Source organism: Pseudacidovorax intermedius (genome assembly GCF_003350475.1).
Lineage (GTDB): Bacteria > Pseudomonadota > Gammaproteobacteria > Burkholderiales > Burkholderiaceae_C > Xenophilus > Xenophilus intermedius.
Genome location: NZ_QQAV01000005.1, coordinates 281,707 through 298,028 on the forward strand (window position 1 = coordinate 281,707; position 16,322 = coordinate 298,028).

16 protein-coding genes are annotated in these 16,322 nt (G+C 70.3%); 6 read left to right on the forward strand and 10 right to left on the reverse strand.

Going from position 1 to position 16,322, the window contains the following annotated elements; all coding sequences use genetic code 11:
* The first annotated feature begins 175 nt into the window (after positions 1 to 175).
* Positions 176 to 646 (forward strand): MarR family winged helix-turn-helix transcriptional regulator, encoded by a 471-nt coding sequence (locus DFR41_RS15240; RefSeq protein WP_017761499.1) that lies wholly within the window; start codon positions 176 to 178, stop codon positions 644 to 646.
* Positions 647 to 681: 35 nt separating this feature from the next.
* Here the strand turns inward: DFR41_RS15240 and DFR41_RS15245 are convergent, their stop codons facing one another.
* Positions 682 to 1,578 carry a LysR substrate-binding domain-containing protein gene (locus DFR41_RS15245; protein ID WP_231394058.1) on the reverse strand — a complete coding sequence of 299 codons (897 nt, stop codon included), beginning with the start codon at positions 1,576 to 1,578 and terminating at the stop codon, positions 682 to 684.
* Between the two features lie 272 nt (positions 1,579 to 1,850).
* On the opposite strand from DFR41_RS15245, the gene DFR41_RS15250 reads away from it, so the two are divergent.
* From DFR41_RS15250 to DFR41_RS15265, 4 genes are all read left to right on the forward strand, one after another.
* The gene (locus DFR41_RS15250; protein WP_017761501.1) at positions 1,851 to 2,849 is read left to right on the forward strand and encodes a Bug family tripartite tricarboxylate transporter substrate binding protein; all 999 of its coding nucleotides are present in this window, start codon (positions 1,851 to 1,853) and stop codon (positions 2,847 to 2,849) included.
* A 28-nt stretch (positions 2,850 to 2,877) separates the two neighbouring features.
* The gene (locus DFR41_RS15255) at positions 2,878 to 4,296 is read left to right on the forward strand and encodes an FAD-binding oxidoreductase (protein WP_017761502.1); all 1,419 of its coding nucleotides are present in this window, start codon (positions 2,878 to 2,880) and stop codon (positions 4,294 to 4,296) included.
* A 52-nt stretch (positions 4,297 to 4,348) separates the two neighbouring features.
* Positions 4,349 to 5,740 (forward strand): 2-oxoadipate dioxygenase/decarboxylase HglS, encoded by a 1,392-nt coding sequence (hglS, locus tag DFR41_RS15260; protein ID WP_017761503.1) that lies wholly within the window; start codon positions 4,349 to 4,351, stop codon positions 5,738 to 5,740.
* A 106-nt stretch (positions 5,741 to 5,846) separates the two neighbouring features.
* Positions 5,847 to 6,314: a GFA family protein gene (locus DFR41_RS15265; RefSeq protein ID WP_017761504.1), complete on the forward strand. Its 468-nt coding sequence runs from the start codon at positions 5,847 to 5,849 to the stop codon at positions 6,312 to 6,314.
* A gap of 30 nt (positions 6,315 to 6,344) precedes the next feature.
* On the opposite strand, the gene DFR41_RS15270 is transcribed toward DFR41_RS15265, so the two are convergent.
* The 3 genes from DFR41_RS15270 to DFR41_RS15280 are packed head-to-tail and all read right to left on the reverse strand — an operon-like array spanning position 6,345 to position 9,348.
* Positions 6,345 to 7,217: an alpha/beta hydrolase fold domain-containing protein gene (locus tag DFR41_RS15270; protein WP_017761505.1), complete on the reverse strand. Its 873-nt coding sequence runs from the start codon at positions 7,215 to 7,217 to the stop codon at positions 6,345 to 6,347.
* Positions 7,218 to 7,242: 25 nt separating this feature from the next.
* Positions 7,243 to 8,259 carry a Bug family tripartite tricarboxylate transporter substrate binding protein gene (locus tag DFR41_RS15275; protein WP_081682084.1) on the reverse strand — a complete coding sequence of 339 codons (1,017 nt, stop codon included), beginning with the start codon at positions 8,257 to 8,259 and terminating at the stop codon, positions 7,243 to 7,245.
* A 42-nt stretch (positions 8,260 to 8,301) separates the two neighbouring features.
* Positions 8,302 to 9,348 carry a porin gene (locus DFR41_RS15280; RefSeq protein WP_043113130.1) on the reverse strand — a complete coding sequence of 349 codons (1,047 nt, stop codon included), beginning with the start codon at positions 9,346 to 9,348 and terminating at the stop codon, positions 8,302 to 8,304.
* Between the two features lie 146 nt (positions 9,349 to 9,494).
* On the opposite strand from DFR41_RS15280, the gene DFR41_RS15285 reads away from it, so the two are divergent.
* The gene (locus tag DFR41_RS15285; protein WP_231394061.1) at positions 9,495 to 10,286 is read left to right on the forward strand and encodes a GntR family transcriptional regulator; all 792 of its coding nucleotides are present in this window, start codon (positions 9,495 to 9,497) and stop codon (positions 10,284 to 10,286) included.
* Here the strand turns inward: DFR41_RS15285 and DFR41_RS15290 are convergent.
* The 6 genes from DFR41_RS15290 to DFR41_RS15315 form a co-directional block, all read right to left on the reverse strand.
* Positions 10,207 to 11,040 carry a ChbG/HpnK family deacetylase gene (locus tag DFR41_RS15290; RefSeq protein ID WP_114803320.1) on the reverse strand — a complete coding sequence of 278 codons (834 nt, stop codon included), beginning with the start codon at positions 11,038 to 11,040 and terminating at the stop codon, positions 10,207 to 10,209. The two genes, DFR41_RS15285 and DFR41_RS15290, sit on opposite strands and share 80 nt — an antisense overlap.
* On the reverse strand, positions 11,037 to 12,641 hold the full coding sequence (locus DFR41_RS15295) for an ArnT family glycosyltransferase (protein ID WP_244917762.1): 1,605 nt from the start codon (positions 12,639 to 12,641) through the stop codon (positions 11,037 to 11,039). The genes DFR41_RS15290 and DFR41_RS15295 overlap by 4 nt, the downstream gene beginning before the upstream one ends.
* The gene (locus DFR41_RS15300; protein WP_114803321.1) at positions 12,638 to 13,669 is read right to left on the reverse strand and encodes a glycosyltransferase family 2 protein; all 1,032 of its coding nucleotides are present in this window, start codon (positions 13,667 to 13,669) and stop codon (positions 12,638 to 12,640) included. Before DFR41_RS15300 ends, DFR41_RS15295 begins: the two co-directional genes overlap by 4 nt.
* Positions 13,666 to 14,256: a phosphatase PAP2 family protein gene (locus DFR41_RS15305; protein ID WP_170159385.1), complete on the reverse strand. Its 591-nt coding sequence runs from the start codon at positions 14,254 to 14,256 to the stop codon at positions 13,666 to 13,668. The genes DFR41_RS15300 and DFR41_RS15305 overlap by 4 nt, the downstream gene beginning before the upstream one ends.
* 204 nt (positions 14,257 to 14,460) lie before the next feature.
* Positions 14,461 to 15,429 carry a Bug family tripartite tricarboxylate transporter substrate binding protein gene (locus DFR41_RS15310; protein ID WP_114803323.1) on the reverse strand — a complete coding sequence of 323 codons (969 nt, stop codon included), beginning with the start codon at positions 15,427 to 15,429 and terminating at the stop codon, positions 14,461 to 14,463.
* A gap of 139 nt (positions 15,430 to 15,568) precedes the next feature.
* On the reverse strand, positions 15,569 to 16,288 hold the full coding sequence (locus tag DFR41_RS15315; protein WP_114803385.1) for a nitroreductase: 720 nt from the start codon (positions 16,286 to 16,288) through the stop codon (positions 15,569 to 15,571).
* Positions 16,289 to 16,322: the final 34 nt, after the last annotated feature.

The following is a 16,322-nucleotide window of genomic DNA, read 5'->3' on the forward strand; positions in this document are numbered from 1 at the left end:
CCCCGTTGGCGCAGCCTGGAGGGCGCGACGCACGTCGGCGACCCGTCAGTGCCGGGTCAGATACATCATGGTATGAGCAAAAAATACATCACATCATGAGTAATTACCCTTTCCAAACGCTCATGCGGGCGGCTCGTGCCTGGGGCTAAAGTGCCTCCATTTCGTGGGGGACCGAATGAGTGAAGGATCGGCCGCGTCGGCGGCGGAAAAGCGCCGGCTCGAGGCGCTGTCGGAGTTCCGGTACCGGCTGCGCAACTTCCTGCGCTTCAGCGAGGACGCGGCGCGCGAGGAGGGCATCACCGTGCTGCACTACCAGCTGCTGCTGCACACGCAGGGCTTTGCCGGACGCGACTGGGCCACCGTGACCGAGATCGCTGAGCGGCTGCAGGCGCAGGTGCACGGCGTGGTGGCGCTGATCTCGCGCTGCGAGGAGGCGGGCCTGGTGCAGCGCAAGCCGGGGCGCACCGATCGTCGCCAGACGGAGGTGCACCTGTTGCCCAAGGGGCAGCGCAAGCTTCAGAAGCTGGCGGGCCAGCACCTGGGCCAGATCAGCGCGCTGGCCGAGGCCGTGCGGTTGGCGCAGGCCATTGCCGGCCCGGCCGAAGCGGGCGGGGCCCCGGCCTCCGAGGCGGCCGAAGCCTCCTAGCCCGTGCTGCCGCCCGGCGCAGGCGCAGTGGCGCTTCAGGGCGGCGAGGCAGCCGCCTGCCGTCCGAGCCACTCGCGAAATGCCCGCAGCGGCGGATAGCGCAACTGACTGCTGGCGCAGGCAAGGTAGTAGCTGCCGGCGCTGCCGCAGCGCAGATCGACGGCCGGCACCAGCTCGCCGCGGTCGAGCTCCGAGCGGATCAGGAACTCGGGCAGCAGCGCCACGCCCAGTCCCGCCGAGGCCGCCTGGGTGACGGTGGCGAATTGGTCGATGCGGGTGCCGGCCTCGTCGCCGGGCGCGAGGCCTTGCGCGGCGAACCAGTCCGTCCAGGCCTGGGGACGCGAATTCAGGTGCAGCAGCGGCGCGGCCCGCAGGTCGGCCGCTGCCGCGAAGCCGTAGTGCGCCTTGAGGGCGGGCGAGCAGGCCGGTACGACGGTCTCGCCGAACAGCAGGTCGAGTTCGGCCTGCGGCCAGTGCGCATGCCCGTAGTGGATCGCCGCATGCACGCCCTCCGCATCCAGGTCGAAAGGGTCGAGCCGTGTCACCAGGTTGAGCGTGATGCCGGGATTGGCGCGCATGAAGTCGGGCAGAAGCGGGGCCAGCCAGCGCGTGCCCACGGTCGGCAGGATGGCCAGGGTCAGGGTGCCGGCGCCGGGGTCGGCGCGCAGCTGCAGCGTGGCGTTGCCGATGGCCCGCAGCGCGTCGCGGATTTCCAGGGCGTACATCTCGCCGGCGGGCGTGAGCCGCACCGTCTGGCGGTCGCGCGTGAAGAGCTCCACGCCGACGGCGTCTTCGAGCGCGCGGATCTGGCGGCTGATGGCGCTCTGGGTCAGATGGAGCTCGTGCGCCGCCGCGGTGAACTTCTGCAGGCGCGCGCAGGCTTCGAAGGCCACCAGCAGGCCCATCGACGGAAGATATTTACGGGAATTCATGAGCGCGCGTGAGCGAGAGGCGGGATGCGGGCCGACCATCGCGTCTTCTGCCAAGCGGTCGCCCGAAAAGCGCGACGCCTGCAGGCATCGCCGGGATCATTCTCAAACGGAATGACGATCTTCCAAAACATTGATTGACGTCAAGGTGCGGTTTTCAGGACCATGCGCCCCCGACCTGCCCGCACGCTGCAGGTGCCATGCCTCGCATGACGCACCGCGGCCGACGGGGCTTCCGCCCCGCCGATGGGGCCCGAACACGGAGACTCCCTCTTTTGACCCGCATCCTCTCGCGCAAGCATTTCCTGGGCGCTGCCGCCCTGGCCGCCACCACCCTTCTGCTGCCCACCTGGGCCCAGGCACAGGCGGGCGGCTATCCCGCCCGGCCGATCCGGCTCGTGGTGCCTTTCGCGCCCGGCGGCAACACCGACATCCTGGCCCGCATGGTGGGCCAGGGCCTGACCGAAAGCCTGGGCCAGCCCGTGGTCGTGGACAACGTGTCGGGGGCCAACGGCTCCATCGGTGCCAGCCGGGTCGCCTCGTCCGCGGCCGATGGCTACACGCTGCTGTTCGGCACGGCGGGCACGCAGGCCATCAACCAGAGCCTGTACAAGAACCTGGGCGAGAAGAACCTCGATGATTTCGAGTACGTCGCCATGGTCACCTCCATCCCCAACGTGCTGGTGGTCAACGACACGAAGGGCGCACCGAAGACCGTGGCCGAACTGGCCGCCAGCGAGAAGGCGCGGCGCGAAGGTCTGAACTACGGCTCGCCGGGCACCGGCTCCACCGTGCATCTGTCCGGTGAACTGTTCAAGACCGCCACCAAGCTCAACCTCGTCCATGTGCCCTACAAGGGCAGCTCCCTGGCGCTCACCGACCTCATGGGTGGGCAGATCGACTTCATCTTCGAGAACGTGACGCCGGCGCTGCCCTTCATCCAGGGCGGCAAGCTGCGCGCCCTGGCCGTGACCTCGGCCGAACGCATCCCGGTGCTGCCCAACGTGCCCACCATGAAGGAGCTGGGCTATGCCAACTTCGTGACCGCCACCTGGAATGGCGTGCTGGCCCCCAAGGGCACGCCGGCCGCCATCGTCAAGCGCCTGGAAGAGGCCACGCTCAAGGTCGCGGCCAGCCCGGAGTTCAAGGAACGCGTCACCGCCCTGGGCGGCGAGGTGAAGCCCCTGGCCGGTCCGGCCTTCCGCGACTTCACCCGCAGCGAGTACCGCCACTGGGGCGCCATCATCAAGGACGCCGGCGTTCCCCGGCAGTGAGCCGCCGCGAGTCCACCGACGCCGACGCATGACGACGCTCACCGACACCCTCGCCGCCATCGTGGGCCCCGCCCATGTGCTCACCGGCGCCGATCTCGACAGCTATGAACAGGACTGGCGCGGCCGCGTGCGTGGCCGCGCCCTGTGCGTGGTGCGCCCTGCCAGCGCCGACGAAGTGGCGCGCGTGGTGCGCGCCTGCGCCGCCGCCGGCACCAGCCTCGTGCCGCAGGGCGGCAACACCGGCCTGGTGGCGGGCTCCACGCCCGACGACACCGGCACGCAGGTGGTGCTGAGCCTGCGCCGCATGAATGCCGTGCGGTCCATCGATCCGCAGAACATGACCTTCACCGTCGAGGCGGGCTGCATCCTGCAGACGCTGCAGCAGGTGGCGGACGAGGCCGGCTTCCTGTTTCCGCTCAGCCTGGGCGCCGAAGGCAGCTGCACCATCGGCGGCAACCTGGCCACCAATGCGGGCGGTACCCAGGTGCTGCGCTACGGCAATGCCCGCGAGCTGTGCCTGGGCCTGGAGGTGGTGACGGCACAGGGCGAGCTGTGGGACGGCCTTTCGGGCCTGCGCAAGGACAACACCGGCTACGACCTGCGCGACCTCTTCATCGGCAGCGAGGGCACCCTGGGCATCATCACTGCGGCCACACTCAAGCTCCACCCGCGGCCTGCCGCGCAGCTCACGGCCTGGGTGGCACTGGCGTCGCTCGAAGACGCCACGGCACTGCTGGGCCTGGCGCACCAGCACCTGGCCGCCGGACTCACGGGCTTCGAGGTGATGAACCAGTTCGCGCTCGGCCTCGTCGATCGGCACTATCCGCAGTTGCGCGTGCCGATGTGGCGCGAGCATGCGTGGTGCGTGCTCATCGAGCTGTCGGACAACGAATCCGAGGACCATGCGCGCGCGCAGTTCGAGCGGCTGCTTGAAACTGCCTTCGAGCAGGGCCTGGCGGCCGACGCCATCGTGGCCGAGAGCCTCAAGCAGGCCCACGACCTCTGGCACATCCGCGAGAGCATCACGCTCGCACAGGCAGAAGAGGGCGTCAACGTCAAGCACGACATCTCGATCCCGGTGTCGCGCATCCCGGACTTCGTGCGCGAGGCCGATGCCGCGCTGGCTGCGGGTGTGCCCGGCGTGCGCTTCGTCAACTTCGGCCACCTGGGCGACGGCAACCTGCACTACAACATCCAGGCACCGGCCGACGGTGATGCCCGGGCCTTCGTGGCCGCGCACGAGTCGACGATCAGCACCATCGTCTACGACACCGTCAGCCGCTTCGGCGGCTCGATCTCGGCCGAGCACGGCGTGGGCGAGCTCAAGCGCGAGAAGCTGCCCCACCACAAGTCGCCCGTGGCGCTGCAGCTGATGCAGGCCATCAAGCAGGCGCTCGATCCGCAGCAGCTGCTCAACCCGGGCCGCGTGCTGGCTCGCACGCCTTGAGGCCGTTCGCCCGCCGCCCTTCCGCATTCCTACGCTTCCCGACGTTTCCACCATGTCCTCCTTCGTCAGTCCGGACCAGATCCGCGACCGCTTCTCGCAGTCCATGTCGGCCATGTACAAGACCGAGGTGCCGCAGTACGGCGCCTTGCTCGAACTCGTGGCGCAGATCAACCAGGCCACGCTCGACGCGCAGCCCGTGCTGCGGCAGTCGCTCACGGAGGCCGGCGAGCTGCATCGCCTCGACGTGGAGCGCCACGGCGCCATCCGCCTGGGCACGCCCGAAGAACTCGCGACCATGCGGCGCATCTTCCGCGTGATGGGCATGTTCCCGGTCGGCTACTACGACCTCTCGGTCGCCGGCGTGCCGGTGCATGCGACCGCCTTCCGGCCCGTAAGCGACGAGGCGCTGCGGCTCAACCCCTTCCGTGTGTTCACCTCGCTGCTGCGGCTGGAGCTCATCGCCGACGCAGGCCTGCGCGAACAGGCGCGCGACATCCTCGCGAAGCGCCGCATCTTCACGGACGAGGCACTGGCACTCACGGCGCGCTTCGAGTCCGATGGCGGGCTGACCGATGCGCAGGCCGATGCCTTCGTGCGCGAGGTGACCGAGACCTTTCGCTGGCACAGCGAGGCCACCGTGAGCCTCGACACCTACCGTCAGCTGCATGCCGCGCACCGCCTGGTGGCGGACGTGGTGTCGTTCAAGGGCCCGCACATCAACCATTTGACGCCGCGCACGCTCGACATCGATGCGGCCCAGGCCGAGATGCCGCGCCGCGGCCTGGCCGCCAAGGACGTGGTCGAAGGACCGCCGCGCCGCCGCCATCCCATCCTGCTGCGGCAGACCAGCTTCAAGGCGCTGGAAGAGACCATCGTCTTCACGCAAGGCGGCGACGCTGGCTCGCACACCGCCCGCTTCGGCGAGATCGAGCAGCGCGGCATGGCGCTCACCCGCAAAGGTCGCGCGCTCTACGACCAACTGTTGGCGCAGGTGCGGTCGATGGAAGGCGCCGGCAGCGCCGCGGCCGACTACGGTCAACGGCTGGCCGCGGCCTTCGCGGACTTCCCGGACGAGCCGGAGGTGCTGCTGGACCAGGCGCTGGCCTTCTTCCGCCATCACGTGGCGGACGAGGCCGGCTTTGCCGCGCGCGCGGCGAGCGGCACGCCCTTCGACCTGGCCGCCCTGCGCCGCGACGGCATCGTGGGGGCGCGGCCCATCGTCTACGAAGACTTCCTGCCCGTGAGCGCGGCCGGCATCTTCCAATCCAACCTGGGCGGGGAAGAGCAGAAGAGCTACGCCGCCAATGCGGCCCAGGCTGCTTTCGAACAGGCCCTCGGTGCGCCGGTGGCCGACGAGATCGCGCTGTATGAAGCGAGCCAGGCGGCCTCGGTGGAGGCGCTGCGGGTCCGCTACGCAGAACTGGCGGGCGCGGGCGCGCGCTGAGGCGCGGCGGCCCCTGCCTACAGCAGACTCGGCTGTCTGGCTGGCGGGCCGCCCCGTGCAGTGCACTAGGCTCCTGGGTCCGAATCCATTCCAAGGAGTCCTGCCCATGCATCTCGACGGATCGTGCCATTGCGGCCGCGTGCGCTTCAGCGTGGAGTCGACGGAGCCGGTGCCCTTCATGCGTTGCTACTGCTCGATCTGCCGCAAGACCGCGGGCACGGGCGGCTATGCCATCAACCTGGGCGCGGATGCGCGCACCTTCCAGCTGCACAGCGGCCAGGATGCGGTGCGCATCTATCGCGCCCGCATCGACGGCAAGGAGAGCACGGGCCAGCGCCACTTCTGCGGCCACTGCGGCACAGCCCTGTGGCTGTACGACAAGAGCTGGCCCGAGCTGATCCACCCGCATGCCGGTGCCATCGACACGCCGCTGCCCGTGCCGCCCGAGAACGTGCACATGCTGCTCGATTCGAAGGCTGCGTGGGTGCAGGTGGAAGGCCGGCCGGGCGATGCGCGCTTCGAGCACTTTCCGAAGGAGTCGCTCGCCGAGTGGCACCGCCGCCACGGGCTGTGAGCGGCCGGCCGCCCGGCGCAGGCCCGCGCCTCAACCGGTCTGTGCCACGAGCCTGAGCAGCGCCCCGTACCACGGCGCCTGCGGATCCCGCAGCGCCAGGTGGGTACCGAAATGGTCCAGCAGCGGCATCTCGTGCGTGCTCACGCCGCCGGGTTGCAGGGCCAGCAGGGCGGCTGTGCGGCGGTTGGACCGCTGGACCCGCTCGCTGTCCTGTGCGCCCCAGCCCAGGTGCACGGGAAGGCGGTTTCCCGCCGTCCAGCACAGAGGGCTGAGCGGGGCGTCGTCGTCGGCATCGAGGAGCACATGGGTGTAGACGCGCTCCTCCAGGCTGCCCGGCGGCGGCATCGGATGGTGCAGGTCGAGGATGGCGCTCAGCGGCAGGCAGGCGCGTATCGCCTGAGCCGGCACGCCGGCGCGCTGCGCGTCGGCGATGCGCAGTGCCGCCAGGGCCGCAAGGTGGCCGCCCGCCGAATGTCCGGCCAGATAGAGCCGTCGCGGATCGCCGCCGAAGCCGGTCGCGTGCCGGGCAATGTGTGACAAGGCAGCCAGGCTGTCGTCCAGGGCGGCAGGCAAACGGTGCGCGGGCGCAAGGCGGTAGCCCGGCGTGACGAGCCGCATGCCCATCGCGGCCACGATGGGTGCCATGAAGGCACACCATTCCTTGTGGCCATGCGTCCAGCCGCCGCCATGCCAGAAGACCAGCACGGGTGCGTCGCGCATGCCCGGCGCGCCGTACACGTCGTAGCGCTGTGCCGGGTCGTCGCCGTAGGGCACGTTCCGGACCTGCACGAGGGCGGCGGGCACCTCGCGTGCCCAGCCGAGCACGGTCTCGGCGTAATCCGCCGCTGCCTTGAATGGCAGGGGCGGCTGGAGTGGGAGGGCGTCGATGTCGAGGAAGGTCACAGTGTCCTTGCGGTGGGCCTGTGCGCTACTCGGCGCGGATGCCGAATTCCTTCACCAGCCTGCCGTAGCGCAGGTAGTCATCTTCGGCGAGCTTCTTCATTCTGTCCGGCGGACCGCCTTCGGGCTGGAGCGAGATCGACTTCATGCGTGCCACCACGTCGGGCATGCGGATGATCTCGTTGAAGTGCTGGTTCAGCAGCGCGACCAGCGCGGGCGGCAGGCCCTTGGGCCCGAGCAGCGCCTGCCAGGCGCCGATCTCGGCATGGGGTATGCCGGCCTCGGCCAGCGTGGGCACCTGCGGCAGGAAGGGCGAGCGCTGGGCATCGGCCACGGCCAGCACGGTGAGCTTGCCGCTGTCGATGTAGGGCGCCACCGGTCCGAGCGACGTGTACATCATCGGCACCTGGCCGGCGACCATGTCCGCGATGGCCGGCATGCTGCCGCGGTAGGGCACCTGGGTGATCTTCACGCCGGCGGACTTGTCCACCAGTTCGGCCAGGATATGCATGGGCGAGCCGTAGCCGGGACTCGCATAGCTGCGGATACGGCCCGCCTTGACGCTGGCGAGCAGATCCTTCATGGTCTTGACGCCCGTGTCCGACGCCACCACCACGAAGAGCGACTGGCTGGCGAGTTGGATGATCGGCGTGAGATCGTTGGCGGGGTCCACCTGCGCCGTCCGCGAGGTCTGCAGCACATGCGGGGTGATGGCGAGGGTGTTGGGGGCCAGCAGCAAGGTGTAGCCGTCTGCTGGCGCCTTCGAGACATAGTTGACGGCAATGGTGCCGGCGGCGCCGGTGCGGTTGTCGATGACCACCGGCTGGCCCAGGCGCGCGGACAGCTTCTCGCCCAGGATGCGGGCAAGCACGTCGGAGTCGCCGCCGGCGGGATAGCCGACGACCAGCGTGATGGGCCGGGCGGGATAGCCGGCCGTGCCCTGCGCAAAGGCGGGCAGCGGTGCGATGGCCGCGAGCGGGGCGGCAGCGCAGGCCAGCAGGCGCTGGCAGAGGGAGCGGCGGTTCATGGCGATGTGCGGGTTCATGGGTGGAGGGGATGAAGGCGGAGGCGGACGGGAAGGCGGCGCTCAGAAGGCATGGCGCACGCCCACGTTGAAGGCGCGGCTGCCCAGTCCCTGCTCGGTGGCGTTGCCCACGCGGTAGAAGCCGGTGGCGGAGCCGGCCGGGGCGTTGTTGTGGATGCGTGCGATGGACACGTACAGGGCGGTGCGCCGCGAGAGGTTGTGCACGTAGCCCACGGCCCACTGGTTGGCATCGTTGTTGGCCAGGGTGCGGTCGTCCTTGCGGATGTACGACGCAAGAAACCGGCCGGGTCCGTAGGGCACGGAGACGCCCAGCAGCACGTCGCGCGAATCGCGGTTGAGCACGCCGAACACCGACGAGCCCTTGTTGATCGCGTAGTTGAAGTGCGCGGTGAGGAGGCCGAAGTCGTACTTGGCCGCCAGCAGGCTCATGCTGCCTGGCTTGCCGTTGGCATCGTTGACGTTGTGGTGGCCCAGCTTGACGTACACCGGACCCGACACGTAGCCGATGGCCGCGCCCCATTCCCGCGAGAGGCTGGCGTCGTTGGCTTTCTCGCCGAAGCCGTAGGCCAGGTCTACGGTGAAACCCTGGCGGGTTTCGAGCGCGTAGCGGACCGTGTTGTCCATGCGGTTGCTGCCGCCGGCGCCACCCGGGCTGATCAGGTTGGCCGAATCGCCGGCGAGGCCGGTGCCGAAGGGGTCGGACTCCACCTGGACGATGGCGACCGGTGTGTACTGCCGGCCCAGCAGCACGCGGCCCCAGTCGCCCTGCAGGCCGACCCAGGACTCCCGGCCGAAGCCGCGGCCGCCCTGGCCCAGCGTGCCGGTGTCGGCATTCAGGCCCATCTCCAGCCGGTAGACGGCAGCGAGCCCACCGCCGAGATCCTCGGCGCCCCGGAAGCCGAGCCGGGAACCGGCGGAGACCCCGCTGGTCAGCTTGCTGGCCTCGGCGCCGTTCGGTCCGCCGCTTTCGCGCACGAAGCCGAGGTCGACCAGCCCATAGACTGTGACGCTGCTTTGCGCAAGGGAGGAGGTCGCCGCGCTCGCAAGCGCCAGGGCAACAAGACAGGGGAGGGGACGTGCAGAGGTCATGGGACGGAAGGACAGGGATGCGAAGCGGCAAATGGGACGGATGAACCGATGCGCTTTTCATGTTTCGCCTCGGATTTCATGAAATCTACAAGTTTCATGAAATATTGTCGTTCGTATAATGGCGTATTTACTTCATGGAGGCATCCGTGTTAAACGAACCTGTGCCCGACGCCTCCGGCTCGCGGACGGAGCGCGCCTACGAGCGGCTGCGCCAGGAGATCCTGCGTGGCGAGCTGGCGCCCAACGAGCGGCTTCGCGCCGCCGACCTGGACAAGCGCTTCCAGCTCGGCCTGACACCCATCCGCGAGGCGCTGGCCCGCCTGGGCAGCGAGGGGCTGGTGGCCATCGAGGCGCATCGGGGTGCGCGTGTGGTGGAGTCGTCGCCGGCCGAACTCATCGACCTGACCCGCACGCGCCGCGAGATCGAGCGGCTGTGCCTGGCCGATGCCATCGCCCATGGCGATGCGCGGTGGGAGGCCGGCATCGTGGCGGCATTGCACGTGCTGCACCGGACGCCGCTGCCCGACTTCAGTCGCAGCGACGCCATGGCCTCGGAATGGGAAGTGCACCACCGCGCCTTCCATGCCGCGCTGGTGGGTGCGTGCACCTCGCAGTGGCTGCTGCGCTTCTGGAACCAGCTGGCGGACCATTCCCAGCGCTATCGCAAGATCCGGCTGGAGAGTGCGCACCTGCAGGCGCGGGACGTGAATGCCGAGCACCAGGCCATCGTCGACGCGGTGCTCGCGCGCGACGCCGCGACCGCCATCGCGCTGATGGACCGCCACCTGCAGGAGACCGAGAACGCGGTCAGACAGGCGGGCTCGTCCGCGCCAGACGCCGCTGGGGCGGCACCGGCGCTCAGTGCCCCGCGCGCACGGGCTGGGGCGAAAGCCGCACGCCCCAGCCCTGTTCCACCAGCGCGGGGCTCAGCGCGCTGAGTGCCTCGAACTCGATCTGGCGTGCGGCGGCGATGCCGTCGTAGGGGGTCGCGCCGATGGCCGGGTGGCACATGAGCACGTCGCCGTCCTGGCACTGGGCGATCCACTCGTCCAGCGATCGCGCATAGGTCTGCACGTCACGGTCGAAGCCATAGACGCCCAGCAGGCGATGGCTCAGGGGAATGCCCCGGCGCCGGGCGAGCCGCCGGGCGCCCGGCCCGCCCAGGCGGTGGATGAGCTGCTGCTTGAAGGCGACGGCGCCCGATGCCGGGCCGGGCCGCGTGCCACGCAGCCAGGGCAGTGCACGGCCGTAGCGCTGGTTCAGCAGTTCGGCCAGCGTCTCGCGCACGCCCGGCAGCTGGTGCACGTGCCGGTGGCCGTCCACATGGCTGGGTGGCCGGCCCATCGCGTCCTCGAAGCGGTCCAGCTGCTGCCGCAGGAGCGGGCGCCAGTGGTCGGCGCCCCGGGGCATCAGCATGCTGCGTGCCGCGAGGCCCGCCAGGCTGGCCTCGCGGGCCGTGCCATCCACGTTGGTCAGGTCCAGGTGCAGGCCCGCGTCGACGCGGTCGGCCGCGCGCTCGCGCAGCCTGGGTGCGTCGGCCGCCCAGGCCTGCCGCAGCACCATGCAGCTCGTCGCCGTGACCACGCCCTGGTCGATCAGCGCCAGGATCGCACGATCGATGCCCTGGCTCAGGCCGAAGTCATCGGCGCACACGCACAGGCGGCGCAGGAAGACCGGGTGCGGTGGGCTCATGAGGCGCCGCTCCAGGCGGGCAGTGCGCCCGGTGCGCCGTGGCCTGTGAGGCAGTCCGGTCCCTCGCCCGCCCGGCCATCGTGGCGCCAGACCGCGATCTCGGTGTTGAAGGTGACCAGCTGCATGCCCAGCACCCAGGGGGCGACGAGCTGCGCGTTGGAGGGCCCGATCACCCAGGTGCGGCCTGGGGCGCAGATCCGCGCCGGCTGGGCGTCGATGCCCTGCAGCCACGCGGCCTGGGTGACGGGCTCGAAGGCGCCGGCGTCGGCCAGTTCCTTGCGCCAGTTGTCGCTGGCCTGGGCCACGGCCGGCCGCCAGTCGGACGCCACGGTGACGGGGCCGGGAAGCTGCCAGTAGAAGGGCAGTTCGTAGAAGTAGTGGTCGAGCATCACCACGCGATCCCCGGGCCGCACGGACTCGCCCGCGGGCAGCTGCAGCCGGGCGTCGGGCGGGGTGCCGTAATGCCCGGCCGCCGCCACGCCTCCCACGCACAGCAGGGCGGCGAGCGTGCCGGTGGCGCCCAGGACCTTGGCGCGCCGCGGCGAGCCTGCCAGGGCGCGCTCCAGGCCCAGCGCGACGAGGGCAGCCAGGGGCGGCAGGGCCGGCAGCACATAACCCACCAGCTTGGAGCGCGGCAGCGAGAAGAACACCACCACCACGCCCATCCACACCAGCATCAGCAGCGGCAGACCCTGGGCGCCGCGCGAGGGCGCCGGCGCGGCCTTGCGCCACCACAGCAGCAGCCACGGCGTCCAGGGAAGGCACAGGCCCAGCACCACGGGTGCATAGAACCAGAAGGGATGCTCATTGTTGAAGCCGCTGGCCGCGAAGCGGCGGAAGTGCTGCGTGATGACGAAGTAGTCGAAGAACTCCGGGTAGCGCAGCTGCATGGCGACGAACCACGGTCCGGCGACGAGCGCCATCAGCAGCCAGCCCGGCCACCACACGGCCATGCGCAGCGCCACGCGGGTGCGGCGTGTGAGCAGGGCCCACAGCACGATCACGCCGCCCGGCAGCACCACGCCGATCAGCCCCTTGGCCAGCAGGCCCAGCCCCGCCGAGGCGAAGGCCAGCGCCAGGGCGATGCGCCAGGGGCGCTCCTCGTCCAGGCACAGCAGTGCATCCGCGGCGCAGGCGATGGTAGCGGTGATGCAGCCGGCCACCAGCATGTCGAGGTTGGCGAACTGGGCGCCGACGAAGAAGAAGGGGCTGGTGCACAGCGCCAGCGTGGCCCAGCGCGCCAGGCGCAGATCGCCATGTCGGCGCAGGAGGGTGTAGAGCGATGCGGCCGCCAGCCAGGCGCCCAGCACCGACGGCAGGCGCGCGGCCCACTCGTGCACGCCGAAGACCTGCATGGCCCCGGCGCCGAGCCAGTAGAACAGCGGCGGCTTGTGGAAGAAGGGCAGGCCGTTGAGCCGTGGCACCAGCCAGTCGCCGGATTCCAGCATGGCGCGCGCCACGCCGGCGTAGCGGCCCTCGTCGGGGGCGGTCAGCGGGCGCAGGCCGGCGGTCCAGGCCAGCCACACGCCGACCATCAGCAGGAAGGCGGCATGCCCCTTCCACCACGACGACGTGCCGCGCGCTTGCGCGGCGGCGCTCACGGCGTGCGCTCCGCGAGGCCGTGGCCGTGTTCTTCGCGCACCAGGAACAGCGGCCGGGCCTTGACCTCCTCGAAGATACGGCCCACGTACTCGCCCACGATGCCGACCGACACCAGCTGGATGCCCATGAAGAACATGAGGCTCACGACGATGGTGGACCAGCCCGGCACATCGCTGCCCGAGATGAAGTGGCTCAACACCAGGAAGACGCCATAGCCCAGCGCCGGCACGGCCAGCAGCAGCCCGATCACGCTGATCAGCCGCAGCGGCCAGGTGGTGAAGGAGGTGATGCCGTCCAGCGCCAGGTTCAGCAGCCGCAGCGCGCCGAAGCGGCTCTGGCCTTCGGCCCGCGGCGCCGGCGTGTAGGGCAGGGCCACGGTCTTGAAGCCCACCCAGGCGTACAGGCCCTTCATGAAACGGTTGCGCTCGGGCAGCGCCAGCAGGGCGTCCACCACCTTGCGGTCCATCAGTCGGAAGTCGCCCGCGTCCTCCGGCAGCGGCGTGCGGCTGGAGATGTTCACCGCCCGGTAGAAGAGCCGCGTGCCCACGCGCTTGAGGGCGCCTTCGTCGGCCCGGTTCTCGCGCACCGCGTAGACCACTTCGGCGCCGCTGCGCCACTGCTCGACCATCTTGCCGATGAGCTGGGGCGAGTGCTGCAGGTCGCCATCGAGCAGCACCACGGCATCGCCGCGCGCGGCCTTGAGCCCCGCACTCAGCGCGGCCTCCTTGCCGAAATTGCGCGACAGCCGCACCAGCCGGAAGCCCGCCAATTGGCACCAGGTGCGCGCCACGTCGGAGGTGTCGTCGCTGCTGCCGTCGTCCACCACGATGACTTCCCATCGCAGGCCGATGCCCTGCAGCAACTGCTCCAGCAGCGGCAGCAGCAGGCGGAGATTGGCTGCCTCGTTGAAGCAGGGGATGACGCACGACAGGGCTGCCGCGGCGAGCTGAACGGGCGGCTGGGCGACGACCTCGTCGGTCTCGACGACCTTCAAGTGCGCGACAGGAGCATGCACGGCGGCATTCATGGCAGCGGTTTCTCTCGATGCGAAGGGGCGATGGCAGATGGAGCAGGCGGCAGCACGACCGGCTCGGCGGCGCTGGCGCCGAGGCGGACTCGAAGTTGCCACTGCACGACCAGAAAGCCGGTCAGGAGCGCGGCCGCCAGCCCCAGTCCCGCTACAACGTCCAGCGGGAAGTGCACGCCGACATGGATGCGGGCCCAACCCGTGGCAAGCGCCAGGGCCATCGCCGCCAGCCCGTACCGGCGCAGTGGCCGACGCACCAGCATGCCGAAGGCCACCAGGCCCATCACGGTGGCATGGGTGCTGGGCAGTCCGTCGCTGCCGCCATGGGCCAGGTGGCTGGGCGTCAGGCCCAGCATGAAGGGGCGGGAATAGCCCAGCGTGCTGGCCAGGGCGTGGGCCGCCAGGGAGCCGATCGCTGCCATGCACAGCAGCGCCAGCAAATAGCCGCGCTCGTCGCGCTGGCGGAGGCCGGCCCACAGCATCACGACTGCGCTGAGCCAGGGACCGAAGCGCGCGAGTGCACTGGCGATGGACAGAAGCCAGGGCGTGGGCGAGCTGCCGGCCGTCATCGCGAGGAAGAGGGCCATGTCGGGGCGCGTCATTGTGCGGCCCCACTGCCGCAGCCGTCGGCGCGGCCCCGGTCACGCCGCGTGCGTGTGAACGCGGGATGAATGGGCGCGCGGAATTGGTCGGTCAGCATGGCGGCGGATGCTAGGAGTCCGCCGTGAATCCTTCCTGACCGTGCGTTTCAGACGCCGTTCAGGCTGGCCGGCGCGGGCCGGCCGCCGCGCTCACTCTTCCTTCATGCCGGTGGCCTTCACCACCGCGCCCAGGCGCGCGCGTTCCTCGTCGACGAACTTGACGAAGCTGGCGCGCGTGCCGCCGATGGGCTCGATGCCCATGCCTTTGAGGCGTTGCACCGTGGCCGGGTCCTTCATGGCCTTGTCCACGGCCTCGGCCATCTTGTCGAGGATGGCCAGCGGCGTGCCGGCCGGCGCATGCACGCCCGCCCAGTGGGCGATGCGGATGTCCTTGAAGCCCAATTCCACGGCCGTGGGCAGCTCGGGGTAGGCCGAGATGCGCTGCGTCCAGGTGGTGGCCAGGGCCTTGAGCTTGCCGGCCTTGATGTAGGGCAGCACCACGATGCTGGCCTCCGACGTGGCGTCGACCTGGCCGCTGAGCACCGCGGTGATCGACTCGGAGCCGCTCTTGTAGGGCACCACGTCGAGCTTGGCACCGTAGTTCTTCTCCAGCAGGCCTTCGACGAAGTGCGGCGTGCTGCCCGTGCCGGCCGTGGCGAAGTGCAGGCCCTGGCCCTGCTTGGACTTGTTCACGAAATCGGTCAGGTCCTTGTAGGGCGAGTTGGCGGGCGCCACGATCACCGAGGGTGCCAGGCCGATCATGGCCACCGGCACCAGGTCGCTGTCCTTGTAGGGCACCTTGCGGATCATGCTGTTGGAGACCACGCCCGCAGCGCTGATGAGGAAGGTATAGCCGTCGGGCGCGCTCTTGGCGACCACGTCGGAACCCAGCACGGCCCCGGCGCCGGGCTTGTTGTCCACCACCACTGGCTGGCCCAGGGCCTTGGAGACGCCATCGGCCGCCGCGCGGCCCATCAGGTCGTTGGCGCCGCCAGCGGAGAAGGGCACCACGAAGTGGATCGGCTTGGTGGGCCACTGCTGCGCCGAGGCGCCGGCGGCCAGCAGGCCGGTGGAGAGGGCGACGAGCAGCGCACGGCGGCGCGAAGGGGCGAGAGTCATGGCGAGGGTCCTGTCTGTCTAGGTGTTGGAATGCTTCAGGAACCGGCCGGAGGCCGGGCCGGGATCATGCCACCCGGCCCAAGCCCTGCCATGAGGGGAGACCGCAGCACAGGGCGCCCTGGCCTGTGCCCGCAGGCGCTCAGCTTTCGGCCCAGGTCAGCACTTCGTCCAGGCCCGCGCGCGTGGTGCGGAAGCCGTTGGCCGGATGCGCCTCGTCCGCAAAGCCGAAGGAGATGCCGCAGACCACGCGCCGGTCGGCCGCCAGGCCCAGCTGCGCGCGCAGCACGTCCGCGCGAGACGCCAGTGCCGCCTGCGGCACGGTGGCCACGCCCAGGCTGGTGGCGGCCAGCATGAAGTTGGAGACGAAGGCGCCGCAGTCCACCGCGCCGTACACACCCAGCGCCTCGTCGCTGGTGACAATGGCCACATGCGGTGCGCCGAAGAAGCGGAAGTTCTCCAGCGCCTGCCGGGCCGAGGCCTCGCGGTCGCCCTTGGGCACGCCGACCGCGTCGTACAGGGCCAGCCCGCATTCGCGGCGGCGCGCCTGGTAGACGCCCTGGTACTCGCGCGGCCAGGGAAAGTCGGACTGCGGCGGCTCGCCCTGGGCCGCCAGTAGCGCCGCACGCAGACGCTCGGTGGCTGCACCCCGGGTGATGACCACCTGCCAGGGCTGCGCGTTGCACCATGAGGCGGTGCGCTGTGCCAGCTGAAGAATGCGTTCGATGGTGGCGCGTGGCACTTCCTGCGGCAGGAAGCCGCGGCAGCTGTAACGCTGGTCGAGCAGGCCCTGGAGCGTGCGGTTCGGATCGGCGTCGGCGGGCAGATGTCCGCCAGTGGCGGAGGCAGAGGGAAGGGACATGGCGATGGAGGGAGGATGAAAGGCCGGAGCCAAG

Excerpts from the sequence above, each read along its gene's own strand:
- DFR41_RS15275 (WP_081682084.1), bottom strand. The coding sequence starts at position 8,259 with ATGAACCCGCACATCGCCATGAACCGCCGCTCCCTCTGCCAGCGCCTG.
- DFR41_RS15240 (WP_017761499.1), top strand. The coding sequence starts at position 176 with ATGAGTGAAGGATCGGCCGCGTCGGCGGCGGAAAAGCGCCGGCTCGAG.
- hglS (WP_017761503.1), top strand. The coding sequence starts at position 4,349 with ATGTCCTCCTTCGTCAGTCCGGACCAGATCCGCGACCGCTTCTCGCAG.
- DFR41_RS15280 (WP_043113130.1), bottom strand. The coding sequence starts at position 9,348 with ATGACCTCTGCACGTCCCCTCCCCTGTCTTGTTGCCCTGGCGCTTGCG.
- DFR41_RS15315 (WP_114803385.1), bottom strand. The coding sequence starts at position 16,288 with ATGTCCCTTCCCTCTGCCTCCGCCACTGGCGGACATCTGCCCGCCGAC.
- DFR41_RS15290 (WP_114803320.1), bottom strand. The coding sequence starts at position 11,040 with ATGAGCCCACCGCACCCGGTCTTCCTGCGCCGCCTGTGCGTGTGCGCC.
- DFR41_RS15255 (WP_017761502.1), top strand. The coding sequence starts at position 2,878 with ATGACGACGCTCACCGACACCCTCGCCGCCATCGTGGGCCCCGCCCAT.
- DFR41_RS15305 (WP_170159385.1), bottom strand. The coding sequence starts at position 14,256 with ATGGCCCTCTTCCTCGCGATGACGGCCGGCAGCTCGCCCACGCCCTGG.
- DFR41_RS15265 (WP_017761504.1), top strand. The coding sequence starts at position 5,847 with ATGCATCTCGACGGATCGTGCCATTGCGGCCGCGTGCGCTTCAGCGTG.
- DFR41_RS15310 (WP_114803323.1), bottom strand. The coding sequence starts at position 15,429 with ATGACTCTCGCCCCTTCGCGCCGCCGTGCGCTGCTCGTCGCCCTCTCC.
- DFR41_RS15300 (WP_114803321.1), bottom strand. The coding sequence starts at position 13,669 with ATGAATGCCGCCGTGCATGCTCCTGTCGCGCACTTGAAGGTCGTCGAG.
- DFR41_RS15245 (WP_231394058.1), bottom strand. The coding sequence starts at position 1,578 with ATGAATTCCCGTAAATATCTTCCGTCGATGGGCCTGCTGGTGGCCTTC.